This window comes from Sphingomonas sp. FW306-05-A (genome assembly GCF_058782275.1).
Genome location: NZ_JBYSXN010000002.1, coordinates 994151 through 1014489 on the forward strand (window position 1 = coordinate 994151; position 20339 = coordinate 1014489).

15 protein-coding genes are annotated in these 20339 nt (G+C 66.5%); 12 read left to right on the forward strand and 3 right to left on the reverse strand.

All coding sequences use genetic code 11. The features are described 5' to 3' along the window. Positions 1-33: 33 nt before the first annotated feature. Positions 34-2640, reverse strand: a complete 2607-nt coding sequence (pepN, locus tag AC3WJR_RS13440; protein WP_492725498.1) for an aminopeptidase N — start codon at positions 2638-2640, stop codon at positions 34-36. A 98-nt stretch (positions 2641-2738) separates the two neighbouring features. On the opposite strand from pepN, the gene AC3WJR_RS13445 reads away from it, so the two are divergent. After that, positions 2739-4349, forward strand: coding sequence for a M28 family peptidase (locus tag AC3WJR_RS13445; protein ID WP_492725499.1), 1611 nt, complete (start codon positions 2739-2741; stop codon positions 4347-4349). Positions 4350-4443: 94 nt separating this feature from the next. Here AC3WJR_RS13445 and AC3WJR_RS13450 read toward each other — a convergent pair whose 3' ends face one another. Next, positions 4444-5715: a dicarboxylate/amino acid:cation symporter gene (locus AC3WJR_RS13450; protein WP_354279148.1), complete on the reverse strand. Its 1272-nt coding sequence runs from the start codon at positions 5713-5715 to the stop codon at positions 4444-4446. A 78-nt stretch (positions 5716-5793) separates the two neighbouring features. Here AC3WJR_RS13450 and glmM point away from each other — a divergent pair, with 78 nt between their 5' ends. From glmM to AC3WJR_RS13495, 9 genes are all read left to right on the forward strand, one after another. Beyond that, a complete protein-coding gene (glmM, locus tag AC3WJR_RS13455; protein WP_492725500.1) occupies positions 5794-7134 on the forward strand; it encodes a phosphoglucosamine mutase in 1341 nt (446 codons plus the stop codon). A 54-nt stretch (positions 7135-7188) separates the two neighbouring features. Further along, entirely contained in the window at positions 7189-7668 is a 480-nt protein-coding gene (locus tag AC3WJR_RS13460; RefSeq protein ID WP_492725501.1) for a nuclear transport factor 2 family protein, read from the forward strand. 224 nt (positions 7669-7892) lie between these two features. After that, on the forward strand, positions 7893-8123 hold the full coding sequence (locus AC3WJR_RS13465) for a DUF1272 domain-containing protein (protein WP_492725502.1): 231 nt from the start codon (positions 7893-7895) through the stop codon (positions 8121-8123). Further along, positions 8120-9241 carry a bifunctional hydroxymethylpyrimidine kinase/phosphomethylpyrimidine kinase gene (thiD, locus tag AC3WJR_RS13470; RefSeq protein ID WP_492725503.1) on the forward strand — a complete coding sequence of 374 codons (1122 nt, stop codon included), beginning with the start codon at positions 8120-8122 and terminating at the stop codon, positions 9239-9241. The genes AC3WJR_RS13465 and thiD overlap by 4 nt, the downstream gene beginning before the upstream one ends. After that, the gene (rnhB, locus tag AC3WJR_RS13475; RefSeq protein WP_492725504.1) at positions 9234-9830 is read left to right on the forward strand and encodes a ribonuclease HII; all 597 of its coding nucleotides are present in this window, start codon (positions 9234-9236) and stop codon (positions 9828-9830) included. The genes thiD and rnhB overlap by 8 nt, the downstream gene beginning before the upstream one ends. Positions 9831-10014: 184 nt before the next feature. After that, positions 10015-11145 carry a site-specific DNA-methyltransferase gene (locus AC3WJR_RS13480; protein WP_492725505.1) on the forward strand — a complete coding sequence of 377 codons (1131 nt, stop codon included), beginning with the start codon at positions 10015-10017 and terminating at the stop codon, positions 11143-11145. A 61-nt stretch (positions 11146-11206) separates the two neighbouring features. Beyond that, positions 11207-12967, forward strand: a complete 1761-nt coding sequence (gene ggt, locus AC3WJR_RS13485) for a gamma-glutamyltransferase (protein WP_492725506.1) — start codon at positions 11207-11209, stop codon at positions 12965-12967. Between the two features lie 53 nt (positions 12968-13020). Beyond that, a complete protein-coding gene (locus tag AC3WJR_RS13490; protein ID WP_492725507.1) occupies positions 13021-14805 on the forward strand; it encodes an AMP-dependent synthetase/ligase in 1785 nt (594 codons plus the stop codon). Positions 14806-14979: 174 nt separating this feature from the next. Then, the gene (locus AC3WJR_RS13495; protein WP_492726146.1) at positions 14980-15978 is read left to right on the forward strand and encodes an SMP-30/gluconolactonase/LRE family protein; all 999 of its coding nucleotides are present in this window, start codon (positions 14980-14982) and stop codon (positions 15976-15978) included. A gap of 150 nt (positions 15979-16128) precedes the next feature. On the opposite strand, the gene AC3WJR_RS13500 is transcribed toward AC3WJR_RS13495, so the two are convergent. After that, positions 16129-19056, reverse strand: coding sequence for a M16 family metallopeptidase (locus tag AC3WJR_RS13500; protein ID WP_354279139.1), 2928 nt, complete (start codon positions 19054-19056; stop codon positions 16129-16131). 116 nt (positions 19057-19172) lie between these two features. Between AC3WJR_RS13500 and AC3WJR_RS13505 the strand changes: the two genes are divergently transcribed. Next, positions 19173-19745, forward strand: coding sequence for a NifU family protein (locus tag AC3WJR_RS13505; protein WP_354279459.1), 573 nt, complete (start codon positions 19173-19175; stop codon positions 19743-19745). Further along, positions 19745-20335 carry a malonic semialdehyde reductase gene (locus AC3WJR_RS13510; RefSeq protein WP_492725508.1) on the forward strand — a complete coding sequence of 197 codons (591 nt, stop codon included), beginning with the start codon at positions 19745-19747 and terminating at the stop codon, positions 20333-20335. Before AC3WJR_RS13505 ends, AC3WJR_RS13510 begins: the two co-directional genes overlap by 1 nt. Positions 20336-20339 lie beyond the last annotated feature (4 nt).

Below are 20339 nucleotides of genomic sequence, written 5' to 3' on the forward strand. Positions count from 1 at the left end.
CCTTCGCCGGGGAAGCGCAGCAGCCCGCCTTCCCTACCCTTCCAAACTCCGCGACGCCTGTTCGAACATGTCCTTCGACAGCCCCGGCGTCGCCACGATCCGCTCCAGCTCCGCGCGCATCAACCCCGCCCGCACCGAATCGAATCGCCGCCAGCGCCCGAGCGGCGGGATCAGCTTCGCCGCGGTCTGCGGGTTGAGCTTGTCGAGTGCGATCAGCTGGTCCGCAAGGAAGCGATACCCCGCCCCCGACACCGCATTGAACGCGCGCTGGTTGACCCCGAACGCGCCGACCAGCGCGCGTGCGCGGTTGGGGTTGGACAAGGTGAAATCGCGGTGCCGCGACAGCGCCTCGACCGCGGCGCCGGTATCGTCGCGTGGGGCCATCGCCTGCACCGAGAACCATTTGTCGAGCACCAGCGCATTGTCGCTGTAGCGCTTGTAGAACATGTCGAGCGCGGGCTCGCGCTGTGGCGCGTCCCCGCCGACCAGCGTCGCAAGCGCGCTTTGACGGTCGGTCATGTTGTCCGCCGCCTCGAACTGCGCGAATGCGAGATCACCCGCATCCGCCGCGCCCGATGCGGCGATATAGCCCAAGGCGACCGCCTTGAGCCGGCGCTGGCCCTTGGCGTCGGGCGAATAGACATAGCCGCCGTCGGTATTCGCGCGCGCGCGATCATAGGCCGAACGCCATTCGCTCTCGAGCGCGCGCCCGATGTCGCGCCGGAGCGACTCGCGCGCGCGGAAGATCGCCTCGGGGTCGACGATCGCGAGCTGGTCGCCGATGAAACTCTCCGACGGAAGCAGCACCGCTTCGGCGATGAACGCCGCGTCGAGCTTTGCGTCGGCAAGCGTGCCCTTGATCGCAGCAACCACCGCGGCATGATCCGCCTGACCCTGCGACGCGCCCTGAACGAGCGTGTCGAGCATCAGCTGCTGGAGCGCTTCGTACCGCGCGAACGGATCGTCGTCCTGCGCGCCGAGGAAGGCGAGGTCCTCCGCGGTCCGGTCGGTCGCGATGATCGCAGGCGCGGAGAAGCCGCGGTTGATCGACAGGACGGGCCGCTCGGTGACGGTCTCGAATACGATCGTCTGCTCGGTATCGGTCAGCAGGATCGTCTGTTCGTCGGTCAGCGCATGGCCGGTTTCCGCGCCGAACAGCTTGATCTTGAGCGGGAGCACCACCGGAAGCTTGTCCGGCTGCCCCGGCGTCGGCGGCGTGCGCTGCGTCAGCACCAGTTCCGCACGCGCCGACCCCAGATGATGCGTCAGCGATGCCGTTACGCGCGGCGTCCCCGCCTGACCGTACCAGCGACGGAACTGCTTGAGATCGACGCCGCTCGCCTCCTCGAGGCTCGCGACGAAATCCTCGCACGTTGCCGCCGTCCCGTCGAACCGGTCGAAATACAGATCGGTGCCCGAACGGAACCGCTCCGCGCCCAGCATCGTCGCCAGCATGCGGATGATCTCGGCGCCCTTGTTGTAGATGGTGGCGGTGTAGAAGTTCGAGATTTCCTGATAGGCGTCAGGCCGGATCGGGTGTGCGAGCGGCCCGGCATCCTCCGGAAACTGCGCCGCGCGAAGCCCACGCACGTCCTCGATCCGCTTGACCGCGGCAGAACCTTGGTCGGCGGAGAAGGTCTGGTCGCGATAGACCGTGAACCCTTCCTTCAGCGACAGCTGGAACCAGTCGCGGCAGGTGACTCGGTTGCCCGACCAGTTGTGGAAATATTCGTGCGCAACCACCGCTGCGATCGCGTCATAATCATAATCGGTCGCGGTGTCGGGGTCCGCCAGGATATAGCGGCTGTTGAAGATGTTCAGCCCCTTGTTCTCCATCGCGCCGAAGTTGAAATCATCCACCGCGACGATGTTGAACACGTCGAGGTCATATTCGCGGCCATAGACCCGCTCGTCCCACGCCATCGAGGTCTTGAGCGCGTCGAGCGCATGGTGCGTGCGCTCCAGATCGCCCTCGCGAACCCAGATGCCGAGTTCGACCGTCCGGCCCGAGGCGGTGACGAACGTGCCGCGGTTGACCGACAGATCACCCGCGACCAGCGCAAACAGATAGCTCGGCTTGGGGAACGGATCGTTCCATTCCGCCCAATGCCGCCCGTCGCCCGCATCGCCCTGCGCAACCGGATCGCCGTTCGCGAGCAGCACCGGGTAGCGCGCCTTGTCGGCGGTCATTCGCACGCTGTAGCGGCTCAGCACGTCGGGCCGGTCAGGGAAGAAGGTGATGCGACGAAACCCTTCCGCCTCGCACTGGGTGCAGAGGTTTCCGCCCGAAGCGTACAGCCCCATCAACTGCGTGTTGCGGTCGGGCGCGATCTCGACGACCGTCTCGACGACATGCGACGATCCGGTGAGCGGCAGCACCAGCGCGCCGTCCTCGATCACCCACTCGTTGATCGCCACGCCATCGACCTTGAGCGAAACCAGCGTCTGCCCTTCACCGTCCAGCCGCAGCGGGCGATGATGGGCATCCCCGCGCACGACCTGCAAGCGCGCGCTGACGCGGGTGCACGCCGGGTCCAGATCGAAATCGAGTGCGATCTCCGGCACCTGCCAGTCCGGAGCGGTGTAATCTGCACGACGGGTGACGTGCGGCTGGGCGAGGCTGGTCTGGATATCGAGCATGACGAAGATGTAGGCAGCGTGGTGCCGCCATGCCACCGAAATCGCCGCGGAGCGTGCAACCGACTTGCCTCGCGTAGCCTCGCTGCTACCCGGGGTGAATGATGCACAAAGCCCTTCTCGCGGTCCTCGCCACGCTGGCCCTCGCTCCCGCCACGCATGCACAAACCGCACCCGCCGCCTTGCCCGACGACCAGGCGCAAATGAAGGCGCACGTCCTGTTTCTCGCGTCCGACGCGATGCGCGGGCGCGAGGCGGCGAGCCCCGAATATCGAATCGCGGCGGAATATGTCGCGGCGCAATTCTTCGCGGCGGGGCTGGTGCCCGCCGGACAGGACGGCGGCTATCTCCAGAAGGTCCCGCTCGTCGCCTATCGCGCCGCCGACCACGGCGATGTCGTGCTGACGCGCAAGGGGGCCGGGCCACAACCGCTGCTGTTCGGCGAGGATTTCACCCCCGGCGCGGTCGCGGGCGCGGCGCGGACCACGCTCGACGCGCCGATCGTGTTCGTCGGGCACGGGATCGTCGCGCCGCGCTACAAGCGGGACGATTATGCGGGCGTCGACGTACGCGGCAAGATCGTCGCCTTTTTCGCTGGCGCGCCCGCAAGCTTCCAGAGCGAGGAACGCGCGCATTTCCAGAGCGGCGCGACAAAGGCCGCGATTGCCGCTGCACACGGGGCGGTCGGCACGATCCTGCTGACGCGCGGCGTGCTGCCACCCGAGGGCGGCGCCTGGGACCGCGCGCGGACGGCCTGGGCGAAGGCGGACGGCACCGGCGACATGGCGGGCGCGCCGCAACTGGCGACGCTCAGCGCGACCGGCGCGGCCAAGCTGTTCGCTGGCGCGAAGGTGCCGTGGAAGGCGATCCTCGCCAAAGGCACCGACGCCGAAGCACGCTTCACCGCCGAACCACTCGGTGCGCGCCTCGCGGTTGCGCTGCGGACCAGCTTCGAGCCCGGCACCAGCGCTAACGTCGCGGGCATGATCCACGGCAGCGACCCTGTGCTCGGTAAGGAAGTCGTCGTCTTGTCGGCGCATCTCGACCATCTCGGGGTCAAGGCCGAGGGCAAGGGCGACCTGATCTACAATGGCGCAGAGGACAATGCGGTCGGCATCGCCGCACTGATCGAGGAAGCCAAACGCTTCAAGGCCTCGCGCAAGCCGCCGCGCCGCTCGATCCTGTTCCTCGCGGTCACCGCGGAGGAAAAGGGCCTGGTCGGCTCGGACTATTTCGCGCGGCACCCGACCGTGCCGATCAAGAGCATCGTTGCGGACGTCAATCTCGACATGCCGATCCTGTCCTATGCGTTCGAAGACATGACCGTGTTCGGCGCGGATCGCTCGACGCTGGGACCGATCGTCGCAAAGGCAGTCGGGACGCTGGGCGTGACGATGTCGCCCGATCCCGATCCCGCGCAGGGCATCTTCGTCCGGTCGGACCATTATCGCTTCGTCCAGCAGGGGGTGCCCTCGGTGTTCCTGTGGCCGGGGCAAAAGGGACCGGGCAAGGCGGCAACCGCAGAGTTCTTCGCGCACCGCTACCACCAGGTGTCGGACGACCTGTCGCAGCCGATCGACTGGGCGCAGGGCATCCGCTTCGTGAATGCCAATTACGCGATTGCGCGCGAGATCGCCGATGGCGACGCGCGGCCGCGGTGGAACAAGGGCGACTTCTTCGGGCTGCTGTACAACGGATACGGCGCGAAGTGACGCGCCGCACCAGGCCAGCCGCTAGCTGTTGATGCCCTGCCCCCTGCCCGCTCGAACCGAACGGGACGACGGGGATTAGCGCCCCGACGCGGTGCTAGCCCGCGCGATCCTGCAACAACGCATCTGCGCTGCTTGTCGGCGCGAGCGCGCTGCGCGCGGAGACCGTGAGCGTCACCGCCAGGTCCATCACGACATTGCCCATCGTGCGGAAGATATCGGGGATCGTCTCGACAGCGACGAGCAAGCCGAGCGGCGCGACCGGCACCCCCAGCGTGACCGCGATCGGCGCGATCGCGCCGATGAAGCTGATCTGTCCGGGCAGGCTGACCGACCCGAGCGAGGTCAGCACCGCAATCGCGGTAGCCGCGCACAGCGTGGCGAAGCTTACGTGCACCCCGAACCAGTTCGCCACATAGATCGCGACCGCAAGGTTCATCGCTGGGCCGGTCGCGCGCAACATCGCCACCGCGATCGGCAGGACAACGCCCGAGGTCGCCACCGGCACACCCATGTCCTCCGAACTCCGCAACATCGCGGGCAGGCTGGCGAGCGAGGATTGCGTGCTCATCGCCACCGCCAGCACGGGGGCTGCACCGCGCACGAACCGGGTCAGCGCGATGCGCCCGCCCAATACCGCGAGCGGAAAGGCGAACAGCGACACCACCACGCCGACGCTCGACACCGTGACGATGTAATGCAGCAGTGCGCCGACCGCGGCGGTTCCGGTCTTGGCGGCAACCGTGATCGCCAGCGCGAACACCCCGATCGGCGCGATCCAGATGATCCAGCCGATCACCACCAGCATCGTGTCGCGGATCGCGGAGAAGAAAGTGATTAGCAACGCGCGTGGTTCGGGTGCGATTTGCGCAAGCGCGAAGGCGAATACCAGCGCGAACAGGATTAGCGACAGGAACCCGCCGTTCGCCGCCGCCGCGACGACGTTGCTCGGCACCATGCCGACCAGGAATTCACCAAGCGGCTGGACCGGCCCCGCCGGGGCAGCCCCCGCCAACGCGGCCCGCAGCGCGATGCCCGAAGCCGCAGGCATCGGTGCGAGACTGAGGAACAGCGGCGTCAGGATGGCTGCCATCACTGCGCTGAACACCATCACCGACACGATCATCGCGATCGCGCGCGCCGCCACTGCACCGCTGCGCGCAGCCTCGGCGGTCGCGGCGATCCCGGTGACGAGCAGCGAGAAGACCAGCGGCAACACCGTCATCTGCAACGCGTTGAGCCACGCAGTCCCGATCGGTCCGGCAATCTCGACCGTCACCGGCACCGCCCCCGGCGCCCAGCCCGCCAAGGCGGCACCGACGGCAAGCCCGAGGACGAGCGACAACAGGATACGACTGGATTGCGACATGCAGGCCCTTTTGCAGATGCACGGCCCGTTTTGGCCGCTTATGAGTGCAACGCACATAACCGAACGGATGCGCGCGTAATGGCAAGAAAATATTTCGGTACCGACGGGATTCGCGGCCTGACCAATACCGCACCGATGACCGCGGCGATGGCAATGCAGGTCGGCATGGCGGCAGGCGCGCACTTTCATCGCGGCGAACACCGCCACCGCGTCGTGATCGGCAAGGACACCCGGCTGTCGGGCTATATGCTCGAATCCGCGATGGTTGCAGGCTTCACCAGCGTCGGCATGGACGTGGTGCTGCTCGGCCCGATGCCGACGCCTGCGGTCGCGATGCTGACCCAGTCGATGCGCGCCGACCTCGGCGTGATGATTTCCGCAAGCCACAACCCCTACGCCGACAACGGCATCAAATTGTTCGGCCCCGACGGCTACAAGCTGTCCGATGCCGACGAAACCGCGATCGAGGCGCTGATTGACGGCGACATCGCGCTCAGCCCCGCCCCCGAAATCGGCCGTGCGCGGCGCGTCGACGATGCGCAGGGGCGCTACATCCATTTTGCCAAATCGACCTTCCCGGAGAACCTGCGGCTCGACGGGATGAAGATCGTGGTCGATTGCGCGAACGGTGCTGCCTATCGCGTCGCGCCGACCGCGCTTTGGGAACTCGGCGCGAACGTGGTGTCGATTGGCGTCAGTCCCGACGGCAAGAACATCAACGACGGCGTCGGCTCGACCGCGCCCAAGGCGCTGTGCGAGACGGTGGTCGAGACCGGCGCGCAGCTTGGCATCGCGCTCGATGGCGACGCCGACCGGCTGATCGTGGTCGATGAAAAGGGCCATGTCGTCGACGGCGACCAGCTGATGGCGACGATCGCGAGCAGCTGGGCGCGCGCGGGGCGGCTCAAGGGTGGCGGGCTGGTCGCGACGGTCATGTCCAACCTCGGGCTGGAACGCCATCTCGCGACGCAGGGGATCGGGCTGATCCGCACCAAGGTCGGCGACCGGCACGTGCTCGAGGCGATGCGCGCGCAGGGCTATAATGTCGGCGGCGAGCAGTCAGGGCACATCATCCTGTCGGATTACGCCACGACCGGCGACGGCTTGGTCGCAGCGCTCCAGATCCTCGCCGAACTCGCGCGCTCGGGGGTTCCGGCGAGCGAATTGCTCCACCGTTTCGAGCCGCTCCCGCAATTGCTCAAGAACGTGCGCTTCGCGGGCGGCAAGCCGCTCGAGGCGGAGTCGGTCAAGGCGGTGATCGCCGACGCCGAGGCCGAATTGAAGGGCAAGGGCCGCCTCGTCATCCGCCCGTCGGGCACCGAACCCGTCATCCGCGTGATGGCCGAGGGCGACGATGCCGCGCAAGTCGAGGCGGTGGTCGACCGCATCTGCGACGCGGTGCGGACGGCTGCGGGGTAATCTGCTATACCCTGCCCGCCGGGCTCGACTCCGAGTCCGCCTGGGGGCAGGGATATGGACACGATCGATCCGCGGGCGAATTCGCGCGGTGGAAACACGCGCGAGTTGGTCGGCGAAGCGCTGGACGCTGCGATCGCGGCGCATCCCGCTCTGGCGGCGGTGCTGGCTGCTTCCGACGCGGTCGACCGTGCGATCGTGACTGGCGACAAGGCGACGTTCCTCGCGACACTGGCGGACGATTGCGTCGTCAACACGCCCGGCAATGGGGTCGCGGGCAAGGCGCAGATTGCCGACTTCTTCGAGCGCGGGCAGATCGATTACGCGTATTACCACAAGCGCATCGAGCATCTCGAACCCTATGGCCCGAATGTGCTCGTGATGGGCGAGGAGACCTATGTCCCCCGCGACGGAACGTCCTCGCCGCCGACCGTCTCACGGCGTTTCACCGATCTGTGGCGCACCGACGGCGACCGCTGGGTGATCGCGATCCGCCAGGCGACGATCTTCCGTATCTCGCCCGGCGGAACCGACTGACGGCGCGCCAATCCCCGTCTTCCTGCGAAGGCATGGCCGCGAAACCACAACTGTTCTCCCGCGAAGGCGGGAGTCCAGGAGTCGCGAGAACTGTAAGTCGTTGTTCTGCTTGGCTCTGGACTCCCGCCTTCGCGGGAGAACGAAAGCGCCTGCCCCCCATTGATCGTGCCGCGACCGTACATCCCCGGGGTGACGTCCTACCAAACCCTCGCTAAACTGCCGTCATGCTCGAAATGCGCCCTGACTGCGAACGCTGCGGTACCGATCTCCCCGCCGACGAAGCGGGGGCGTTCATCTGCTCGTTCGAATGCACCTATTGCGCGCCGTGCGCCGAGGCGCTCGACGATCGCTGCCCCAATTGCGGCGGCGAGCTGATGGACCGCCCCGCCCGCGTTGACGAGGCGCTCGCGCGGCATCCGGCGTCGACCGTGCGGTGGTACAAGCCGCGCGCATGACGCCGCGCATCCTGGTCATCGCGGGGTCGGACTCGGGCGGTGGCGCAGGGATCCAGGCGGACATCAAGACCGTCACGATGCTTGGCGGCCACGCGATGACCGCGATCACCGCAATCACCGCGCAGAATACGCTCGGCGTTCAGGCGGTGCTGCCCGTGCCGACCGACATGGTGCTCGCGCAGATTGACTCCTGCCTGTCCGACATCGGCGTGGATGCGGTGAAGATCGGGATGATCGGGTCGGCCGAGACGGCTGACGCGGTCGCCGACCGGCTCGAAACGCTCGACGTGCCGGTGGTGTTCGATCCGGTGATGGTGGCGACCAGCGGCGCGACGCTCGCCGACCCGGCGACGATTTCGGCGTTCGCGCGGCTGATGCGGATCGCCACGGTGGTCACGCCCAACACGCCCGAACTCGCGGCGCTGGGTGGCGAAACCGCGATCCTCACGCATGGCTGCCGATTGCTCGCCAAGGGCGGCCACGTCGAAGGGGCCGACGTCGTCGACCGCCTGATCGGACCGGACGGAGAGATCGCGCACTGGTCCGCCCCCCGGATCGAGACGACGAGCACGCATGGCACCGGCTGCACGCTCGCCTCGGCGATCGCCACCCTGCTCGGGCAAGGACGATCGCTACCACAAGCGGTCGGGGCGGCGCGCACCTTCGTGCGGCTGGCGTTGCGCGATGCGCCGGGGCTCGGGCGCGGGCACGGTCCGATGGGACATCAGGCGGTCCGGCTCGACCTCGGCGCGGATCTGCGGCTCAACCAGGTTACCGTGGGCAGCACCGATCACGCAGCATCGCGCGCCTTCTATGCGGCTCTCGGGCTTCGCCAGATCGTGGACAGTACCAACCATTATGCTCGGTTCGAGACGGCGGGCGGCGCGACGGTGTCGATCGAGCGGGCAGCGGAAACAACGCTGTTCCTCGAATGCGACGACCTCGATGCCACCGTCGCGCGATTGCAGACGGCCGGAATCGTCTTCGATCAGCTCCCCACCGACCAGAGCTGGCTCTGGCGCGAGGCGCGGCTGCGGGATCCTGCGGGCAATAGGGTCTGTCTCTACCATGCTGGCGAGAACCGCCGCTATCCGCCATGGCGGTTGCCTGATGCCTAGTCTCAAACACGAAAAGCTCTGCCTCGCCCCCGTCGCGGGTGTCGACGAAGCGGGCCGCGGTCCGCTTGCCGGGCCGGTCGTCGCCGCTGCGGTGATCCTGCCCCCCAAGGGCATCCCGCGCGGGATCAACGATTCGAAGAAGCTCTCCGCCGCCGAGCGGTTGCGGCTGCACGACCGGCTGCAAGATTGCGCAACGGTCGGGATCGGGATCGTCGAGGCGGATGAGATCGACGTGCTCAACATCTACTGGGCGACGATGAAGGCGATGACGCTCGCGGTCGAGGCTTTGGGCGTCGTACCCGGGCATGTGCTGGTCGACGGCAACCGCTTGCCGCGCTGGACGCACGCCGCGACACCGCTGGTTTCGGGCGACGCGATCAGCACGTCGATCGCCGCAGCGTCGATCATCGCCAAGCACACCCGCGACACGATCATGCTCGCCCATGCCGAATCGCATCCGCAGTACGGATGGCACTCGAACAAGGGCTATGGATGCGCTGCGCATCTGGCGGCTTTGCGCGAACATGGGCCAACCCCGCTCCACCGGCGCACATTTCGTCCCGTCGCCGACGCGTATCTTCTGCTCTGAGTCTTTTGCGTCACACACTATCGCTTGAGTCCGCCGATCACGACGGACTCAACATCTAGCTCGCGTCCCGGGAATGTTCCGGACGGCCAACGAATCTGCGACGAATCCGGTTAACGCATCGCCCCTTGACGCGAGTCCCCAGATTCGCAGGGATGCGCGCGACAGTGAATCAGGGGCGGCGGTTATGGGCGTTTTGGAAAAGATAAAGGTCGGCAAGCGCCCGACCATCACGCCGATGGCGGAGCTTCCGCTCGACCAGATCTTGCGCTCGGACTGCATCGCGGCGATGCGTGCTTTACCCGCCAAGTCGGTCGACATGATCTTCGCCGACCCGCCCTACAATCTCCAGCTCGGCGGCGACCTCGCGCGGCCCGACGGCAGCCATGTCGACGCAGTGACCGACGCGTGGGACAAGTTCGACAGCCTCGACGCCTATGACGCGTTCACCCGCGCGTGGCTGGCGGAGGCCAAAAGGATCCTCAAGGACAATGGCGCGATCTGGGTGATCGGCAGCTATCACAACATCTTCAAGGTCGGCGCCGCGATCCAGGATCTGGGCTACTGGATCCTCAACGATATTGTCTGGCGCAAGTCGAACCCGATGCCCAATTTCAAGGGCACGCGCTTCACCAACGCGCATGAGACGCTGATCTGGGCGTCGATGGGCGAGAAGGCGCGCTACACCTTTAACTATCGCAGCATGAAGACGCTCAACGACGAGCTTCAGATGCGCAGCGACTGGGAATTTCCGGTCTGTGGCGGGCCCGAGCGGCTGAAGAAGGACGGGATCAAAGTCCACCCGACGCAGAAGCCAGAGGCTTTGCTGTACCGCATCCTGTTGGCGTGCACGAAGCCCGGCGACGTGGTGCTCGACCCGTTCTTCGGCACCGGCACGACCGGCGCGGTCGCCAAGCGGCTCGGCCGGCGCTGGATCGGGATCGAGCGCGAGCCCGATTACATCGCCGCCGCCGAGGAGCGGATCGCCGCGGCGCTCCCGCTCGACGAGAGCCTGCTCAAGACGATGCAGAGCCCCAAGGCCGCGCCCAAGGTCGCGTTCGGCGTGCTGGTCGAGAACGGCTTCCTCACCCCCGGGCGGTTCGTGGTCGACGCCAGGCGCAAGCACCGCGCGATGATCCGCGCCGACGGCAGCCTCGAGAGCCTGTGCGGCGCGACGGGGTCGATCCACAAGCTCGGCGCGACGCTGCAAAACGCGCCGTCGTGCAACGGCTGGACCTATTGGCATTTCGAGACCGGCGAGGGGCTGAAGCCGATCGATTCCCTACGACAGGAGTATCTGCTCGCAACGCAGCCGTAAGGCTGCGATCGCGACGTCACGCGACCTTGCCTGCCCGACAAAGGCCGCTACGGTCGCAACGATGCACAAGCCGTTCGTCACTTTAGCTCTCCTCCTGCTCACCCCGACCGCGCTCGACGCGCGGAGGACCGATCCGAAGCCTGTCGCCGCCCAGGCCGGCACCGGCATGGTCAGCGCCGCCGACCCGCGCGCCGCCGCGGCTGGCGTCGAGATCCTCAAAGCCGGCGGCAGCGCGACCGACGCCGCGATCGCAACGATGCTCGCGCTCAACGTGGTCGAGCCGCAGAATTCGGGGATCGGCGGCGGCAGCTTCATGATCCATCACGACGCCGCCGCCAATGCGACGACCAGCTTCGACGGCCGCGAAGCCGCCCCCGCCGCCGCCGATGCGCGCTGGTTCTATGGCAAGGACGGCCAGCCCCTCCCCTTCACGCAAGCCGTGCCGGGCGGGCGCAGCGTCGGCGTGCCGGGCAACTTGCGGATGATGGCGCTCGCGCACAAGCGCTACGGGGTGCTCCCCTGGGCACGATTGTTCGCGCCCGCGATCAAACTCGCGCAGCTCGGCTTCACGGTCACGCCGCGGCTCCACAACGGGCTCGCCAATTTCGGCGACCGGCTCGATCCCGCCGCGCACGCGCGCTTCTTCCCCGTCGGCAACGAACCCGTCGCGGTCGGCACGATCTTCCGCAATCCCGCGCAAGCCGCGCTGTTCACGAAGATCGCGCAGCAGGGGCCCGACGCCTTCTACAAGGGCGCGGTCGCGCAGCGGATCGTGAAGGCGGTCAACACCTCGCCGCGCAACCCCTCGAAAATGACGCTCGCCGACCTCGCCGGTTATCGCGCAAAGGAACGCGCGCCGATCTGCGGCACGTACCGTGTCTACAAGATCTGCGGCATGGGCCCGCCGGGATCTGGCGGGATCGGCGTGCTGATGATCCTCAAGCAGCTCGAACGCTTCGACATGGCCGGCCTCGGCAAGACCAGCCCGGTCGCGTGGCATCTGTTCGCCGAATCCGAACGCCTCGCTTATGCCGATCGGGATATGTATCTCGGCGATCCCGACAAGGTCGACGTTCCCGCCAAGGGCTTGCTCGACCCCGCCTATCTCGCGCAGCGCTCCGCGCTGATCGCGCCCGACCGCACGATGCAGAGCGTCAGCGCGGGCACGCCCCCCGGCGCTCCGGCGCGCCAGCTTGCCCCCAACGCCGACGTCCCCGGCACGAGCGATCTCGTCACGGTCGACCGGCGCGGCAACGTCGCCGAAGTCACCACCACGATCGAAAGCTATTTCGGCTCAGGCCTCTCGGTCGATGGCGTGCAGCTCAATAACGAGCTGACCGACTTCGATTTCGTGCCGGAAAAGAACGGCAACCTCGTCGCCAACCGCGTCGCCGGGGGCAAGCGCCCGCGCAGTTCGATGTCGCCGACGATCGTCTACAACCCCGACGGTTCGGTCCGCATCGCGATCGGCGCGGCGGGCGGCTCGACGATCATCGCGCAGGTGTCCAAGGCGCTGATCGCGGTGCTCGACTGGAAGATGTCGGCACAGGATGCGATCGGCCTCGGTTTGCTATATGCTCCGGGCCAGACCGCGGCGGCGGAAAAGGGCACGCAGCTCGACGCGATGATCCCGGCGCTCCGCGCACTGGGCGAACGCGTGGTTAGCGCGCCGCTGGGGCTGAAGGCGAATGCGATCGAACGCGTGGATGGCCGCTGGGTCGGTGCGGCCGATCCGCGCAGCGAAGGCGTCGCGATCGGCGAGGACGGGCGGATGACCGAGATCGTCCGGGTCGGCGCGCTCGCCAACCGCCCGCCCGAATAAGCCGCCCGAAGTATCACGCGCAGTCGAACACGACGCGCCAAAGGGAGAGACCGATGCGTACTCTTGAAACCTTCCCGAACCTCGTTGCGATGTTCCTCGCGCGCGTGACTGAGCAAGGCGATGCGCCGTTCCTGTGGCACAAGGCGGGCGGCGCCTGGCGCTCGCGCAGTTGGACGCAGACCGCGCGCGAAGTCGCCAGCCTTTCGGCGGCGCTGAAGGCGATCGGGCTGGTCCCCGGCGACCGCGTCATGCTGGTCAGCGAGAACCGCCCCGAATGGTGCATCGCCGATCTTGCGATCATGGCGGCGGGGTGCATCACCGTGCCGACCTACACGACCAATACCGAGCGCGACCACACCCACATCATTGAGAATTCGGGCGCGAAGGCGGTGATCGTCTCGACCGCGAAACTTGCCAAAACGCTGCTCCCGGCCGCGATCCGCGCATCGACCGCCAAGATCGTGATCAGCATCGAGGATCTGCGCAGCGGCCAGCAGGGCGCGCTCGAATTCCACCATTGGGACACGTTGCTCGCGGACCATGCCGCCGAACCGTCGACGATCCGCACCACTGCGACGCGCGACGATACCGCGTGCATCATCTACACCAGCGGCACCGGCGGTGCGCCGCGCGGGGTGATGCAGCATCACGGCGCGATCCTCCACAATGTATTCGGCTGCTGCACGATCATCTCGGAGGATTTCGGCTGGGACGACGAGATCTTCCTGTCGTTCTTGCCGCTGAGCCACGCCTATGAACATAGCGGCGGGCAGTTCTTCCCGATCGCGCTGGGCTCGCAGATCTATTATTCCGAAAGCCTCGACAAGCTCGCCTCGAATATCGAGGAAGTCCGCCCGACGATGATGGTGGTGGTGCCGCGGCTGTTCGAATTGCTCCGCGCGCGCATTTCCAAGGCGGTCGAGAAACAGGGCAAGCTCTCGACCTATTTGCTCGGGCGCGCCGAGGCACTCGGGAGCAAGCGAGCGGCGGGCAAGGCCGGGCTGCTCGACAAGCCGATGGATTTGTTGCTCGCAGCGACGCTCCGCCCCAAGATCCAGAAGCGCTTCGGCGGACGGATCAAGGCGATGGTCTCGGGCGGCGCGCCGCTGACGCCCGAGGTCGGCACCTTCTTCGACGCAATCGGGATCACCGTGCTGCAGGGCTATGGCCAGACCGAGTCCGCGCCGGTTATCTCGTGCAACCGCCCCAAGGTCGGGATCAAGATGGACACGGTCGGCCCCCCGCTTCCCAACACCGAGGTGCGCATTGCGGAGGATGGCGAGATCCTGGTGCGCGGCGAGCTGGTGATGAAGGGCTATTGGCGCAACGACGCCGAGACCGCGCGCGTGTTGAAAGACGGATGGCTTCACACCGGCGACATCGGGGTGATCGATACCAAGGGCAGGATTCAGATCACCGACCGCAAGAAGGACATCATCGTCAACGATAAGGGCGAGAATGTCGCGCCGCAGAAGGTCGAGGGGATGCTGACGCTGCAACCCGAGATTTCGCAGGCGATGCTGTTCGGCGATCGGCGGCCCTATATGGTCGCGGTGATCGTCCCCGATCCCGAATGGACCCAGCAATGGTGCGCGCGGAACGGCGATGCGTGTAACTTCGCGCGACTGGCCGAAAACAGCGAATATCGCACAGCGCTCGGTCACGCGGTCGAACGCGTCAATGCCGAACTATCGCTGACCGAACGGATCCGGCGTTTCGTGCTGGCGGACGAACCGTTCGGGATCGAGAACGAGCAGCTGACCCCGTCGCTCAAGATCCGGCGGCACGTGCTGAAACAGGTATATGGCGCTCGGCTGGAGGGACTGTACAAGTCCTAACCTATTGATGCGTTGACGTTTTAATCTGGACACCGGTGGTGGCTGGACGTGCGTCGAGGCGGATGCGAGGATGCCGCCACCATCCGCCATATCCGGACATCGCCCATCGTGTCGTATCAGCCTTCCCTGCCCGGCCCCGTCGAACGCGCGCCGAACTGCCCCACCCGCCGTACGATGATCGGCGGCATGGCCGCGCTCGCCACGATCCCCGTCTGGTCGGGCACGGCGGCAGCCGCGACGACCGAACCGACACTCGAACGGCTGTCCCCGCTTGCAGACCGCTTTCTCGCGCCGAGCACCAGGATCGAGACGATCGCGAGCGGGATTCGCTGGGCCGAAGGTCCGGTGTGGATTCCCGCGAGCAACGCGCTGTTGTTCTCCGACCCTCCCGCCAACCTGATCCGTCGCTGGACCCGTGCAGGCGGTGTCACCCCATTCCTGACGCCCTCGGGCCTCGCCAATCCCGACCCCAAGCTGTTCCGCGAGGCAGGATCGAACGGGCTTGCGCTCGGCCGCGACGGCGCGCTGGTCATCGCCGACAGCGGCAACCGCGCGGTGATGCGCTACGACTTCGCCAGCAAGAAGCGCGCGGCGCTGGTCGATCGCTATCAGGGCAAACGGTTCAACAGCCCGAACGACCTCCACATCGCGCGGAACGGCGCGATCTATTTTACCGATCCGCCTTATGGCCTCATCGACGGCGCGACCTCGCCGCTGCGCGAACTGCCGCACAACGGCGTGTATCGCTGGACGCCGGGCGGCGAAGTCGTGCTGATCGACGGCACGCTGAGCTATCCCAACGGGGTCGCGCTCTCACCCGATGAGCGCAAGCTTTACGTGTCGGTGTCGGATGACAAGGCACCGCGGATCATGGTCTATGATCTCGATGCGCGCGGACTGCCGCTCAAGCGGCGGGTGTTCCTCGATGCGTCGACCCTCAAGGGACCCGGCCTGCCCGACGGAATGAAGGTCGCCGCGGACGGGACACTGTTCTGCAGCGCACCCGGCGGCTTCTACCTGATGACCCCCGAAGCCGAGCCGATCGCCCGCTTCGCGCACGGCGGCCCGATTGCCAATGGTGCGTTTGGCGAGGGCGGAAAGACATTGTTCCTGACCGGGAACGACCGCGTCATGCGCGTGCCGCTGGCAAAGTCGGCGACGGCGCGGGGGTAGCGGCCCGACTATTCGTTTAGCGCAGTCCAAGATTCTACCATCGTCACCCTGAACTTGTTTCAGGGTCCACCGCGCAACCAGTCCGGCCGGTGCCCGTTGCGCGGTGGATGCTGAAACGAGTTCAGCATGACGGGGGGAAAGGGAGCAGCGTCACTTCCCCTTCGGCACCACCTGCATCGTCCAGTCACGCTCGGGCCGAAGATATTTCGCCGCGGTTTCCTGCAACTGCGCAGCGGTCATCGACGAAATGTCGCTGTACAAATGCGTCAACGCGATGATCCGCGCCGGATCGTAGGTCGCGCCATCGAGCTGGTTCATCCAGAACTGGTTGCCCGTCGACTGACGCATGATCGATTGCTGCATCGGCCCGATCGTGCGCTTCAGCTCGTCCTCGTCGATCGGCTTGGACACCAGTTCGGCGGCGATTTCGCGCGACAGCTTGAAGAACAACGGGACGTTCGACGGTGCGACCTGCCCGATCGCGAGGATGCGCCCGCCGCCCGGCTGACCCACCGGCCAGCTGCTCGACACGTTAGGGCTGTAGCTTGCGCCTGCCTGTGAGCGCAGCCGGTCGAACAGACGGTCGCTGAAGATCGCGGCGAGCACGTCGAGCCGCCGCGCATCGGTCAAACCGGCGACGCCGCTGCCGGTCGGCCAGGCGATCACCGCCGCCGCCTGGTTTTCCGGGCCGTCATGGGTGCGGACCACCGGAGTCTGGTTGTGCGCGGGGAAGCGGACCGGCGGCGCGACGAAATTGGGCGTGGCGGGACGCGGCGGGAGCGACCCCAGCGTCTTCTGCACCGCGGCGACCGCGACGTCGGCCTTGATGTCGCCGAACACCATCACCTCGACTGGCCCGGTCTTGAGCAACGGCTCCCACAAGGCGCGGAAGTTGGCAGGAGTCGTTCCCTGGATCGCGGCGAGGCTGGGGGTTCCCCAGCGAGGGTCGCCATCGTGGAGCAGCCGTTCCAAATCGCGCTGCAAAACGCCGTCCGGCGACGAACTATATCCGGGATAGGCGGAGACCGCGACGCTGCGCGCGCGCGCGACCGGTGCGGGGTCCCAGCCCGGTGCCGAGATCGCGGCCGCCATGATCCGCAACTGATCGGGCAAATCGGTCGGTGAGGTCAGCGCATTGTAGGTGAAGGCATCCTCATCGACCCCGAAGTCAAGACCGATCCGCCGCCCCGTCGTCAACGCGTCGAGATCACCCTGGTTGAGCTTGCCGATACCCCCCGCGGTCAGCGCGAGGTCGGCGGCCCAGGCGGGCGATTCCTTGTCCACCGGCAACGCATTGTAGCCATTCCCGAAGCGCACGCGGACATAGACGCGGCTATCCTCGGACGTCGTCGGATACACCAGCACGCGCACCCCGTTCGACAGCGTATATTCCTGCATGTCGAACGGCTTGATCGGCGTGGTCGAGGCGATCGTGGCGGGCGCGCCGAGCTTGGGCAGCTTGTCGAACGATACCGCGCCCTGGCGACGGCGCGTGCTGGGGAGTGCCTTGACGTTGGCCTTCAACGCATTGGCGAGCGAGGTCTCGATCCCCTGCTCCGCAGTCGGCGTCGAAATGAGCGCGCGCGGCGGTGTGCCTTCGAACAAGCGGCGGGTCGATTCAAGGATCTTGGCGGGCGCGAAGAAGCCCTTCGCCACCGCATCCTCGAACACCTTCTGGATCACCGCGGGCGAGGTCGTCGTCTCGCGGATATCGACTGCCTGGACCATGTCGTCGGCTTCCTTGGCGCCAGCTTCGGCGCGATAGGTGTCGACTTGGGTGCGGAACTGGACGCGCTGCTCGGCGAGCTCGCGTTCGATCTCGGCTTTGGTCGGGGGCGACTTCTGTGCATCCGCAATCACCGCGCGGACGTCCTTCAAGGCAGGCTCCCACGCATTGCCGACCGGCAGGATCGTGACGAAGGTGCCGTTCGCCGAACGCGACGGATCGTCGAGCCGCACCGCTGCGGCGATGAAGCTGCCGCCCGAACGCGCCAGCGTTTCCAGACGGCGGTTGACGATCGCGAGCCCGAGGAAGTCGACGAGGCGCTTCTGGTTGAAGATCACCGTATCGTCATTGTACTGCCACGGCCGCAGGATCGCCATTTCGATCCGCGATGCGATGCCGGGTTCGACCACCGCCTTGGCGGTCGACTGCTTGGGATCGGGCTTGCCGAAATCGGGGTCCTTGGGCGCTTCGCCACTTCCGCGCCAGTCGCCAAAATTCTTGGCGACCATCGCTTCGAGTTGCGCAGGGTCGTAATCGCCCGCGACGACGACGACCGCGCGTTCGGGGCGATACCAGCGATCGTGGAAGGCCTTCACGCTTTCAGCCGTCGCGGCCTCGAGTTCCTTCACATGCCCGATCGGCGAGCGATCGGCGAGCGGCTGGCCCGCGAAGAAGGTCGCGTTGAGGGCGTTGATGAAACGCACCTGCGGCCCCGGCGCTTCGCGCTGTTCGGCAAGCACCGCGGGACGCTCCGCACCGAGTGCGGCCTGCGTGATATTGGGGCGCGACACCATGCCCGACAGGATCTTGAGACTCTCGTCGATCCCGGCGGGCGTCGCGCTCGGCAAGTCGAGTTTGTAGACGGTCTGCGTCGTGGTGGTCTGCGCGTTGGTGTCGGACCCGAAAGTCGTTCCCATCCGCTGCCAGATGCGCTTTGCCTCACCGTCGGGCACATATTGCGATCCACGGAACGACAAATGCTCGATCATGTGCGCATAACCGCGCTCGGAATCGGTCTCGTACAGCGAACCAACGTCCATCCGCACGCGCACTGCGATCTGGCCGGGGGGCACGCCGTTCTTGCGGACCGCATAACGCAGGCCGTTCTTGAGCGTCCCGAACTTCCACTCCGCGTCGGGGGTGATGTCGCTGCCCTTGTACAGCCACGCGTCGCGGTTCGCGATCGCCGCATCCCCTGCCTGCGCGATCGCCGCCGCGGATACGGGTTGGGTCGCCGAAGGAGTCGTGGCGGGCGGCGGGGCGGTCCCCGCAGGGGGATTCTGCTGGGGCGCGGCACCGATGATGAGGGACGACAATAGGGCGAGGCGCATCTTGCGCTGGAGCGAAGTCATGTCCTGACAATAGCGGGGAAATCCCGCGACCGCCAGCATTGGGGCTTGGTAGCCGCTACGCGGCATCCCGGCGATGATCCCTTGCGATCCCCGCCCCTGCGCGCCACATGACGGTCATGCTTATCGAAACCGAACTGACGCCCAACCCGGCGACCCTCAAATTCCTGCCCAACCGCACGGTCATGGCAGCCGGCACGCGCGACTTTGCAACGCCGGAGGACGCCGAAGCATCGCCGCTGGCGGACGCGCTGTTTGGCCTGGGCGATGTGACCGGCGTGTTCTTCGGGAGCGATTTCGTGTCGGTGACGGCAGCGGCGGGCACCGACTGGGCCTCGCTCAAACCCGACGTGCTCGGCATCCTGCTCGACCATTTCAGCGCGGACATGCCGCTGTTCCGCCCCGGCAGCGCAGGCGAGATCAGCGTCGCGAGCGACACCGGTTTTGCCGATGATCCCGAGGACGCGGACATCGTTGCGCAGATCAAGGACTTGATCGAGACGCGGATCCGTCCGGCGGTGGCGAATGACGGTGGCGACATCGTTTATCGCGGGTTCGAGAAGGGCAAGGTTTACCTCGCCATGCAGGGTGCCTGCGCAGGCTGCCCATCGTCGAGCGCGACGCTCAAGAACGGGATCGAGCAGTTGCTCCGCTACTATGTCCCCGAAGTGACCGAAGTACGGGCGATCTGATGAACAGGCTTGATGATGCCGCGCTCGACCGGATCTTCCGCACCGCGCGCACCTATAACGGCTATACCGACACACCGGTCGGCGAGGACGAACTGCGCGCGATCTGGGACCTGATGAAATGGGGTCCGACCTCGGCCAATCAGCTTCCTGCGCGGCTGCTGTGGTGCACGACCGATGAATCTAAGGCGAAGCTCGCGGAATGCGTGTCCGCGCAGAATGCGCCCAAGATCCTCAAGGCCCCGGTCAGCGTCATCATCGGGATGGACCGCGAATTTCACGAGCATCTCCCGATGCTGTTCCCGCATGTCGATGCGAAAGCATGGTTCGATGGTAACGCCGAACTGCGCGCGGCCTCGGCGTTTCGCAATTCGTCGTTGCAGGGCGCGTATTTCATCATCGCGGCGCGTGCGCTCGGGCTCGATACCGGGCCAATGTCGGGTTTCGACGGCGGCAAGATCGACAAGGCGTTCTTTACGGATACGCCATCGGTGAGCGTCAATTTCATTTCCACACTCGGCCACGGCGACCACGCGACGATCCACGATCGTTCGCCCCGGCCGGACTTCGAGATGTTCAACACGATCGTCTGAGCAG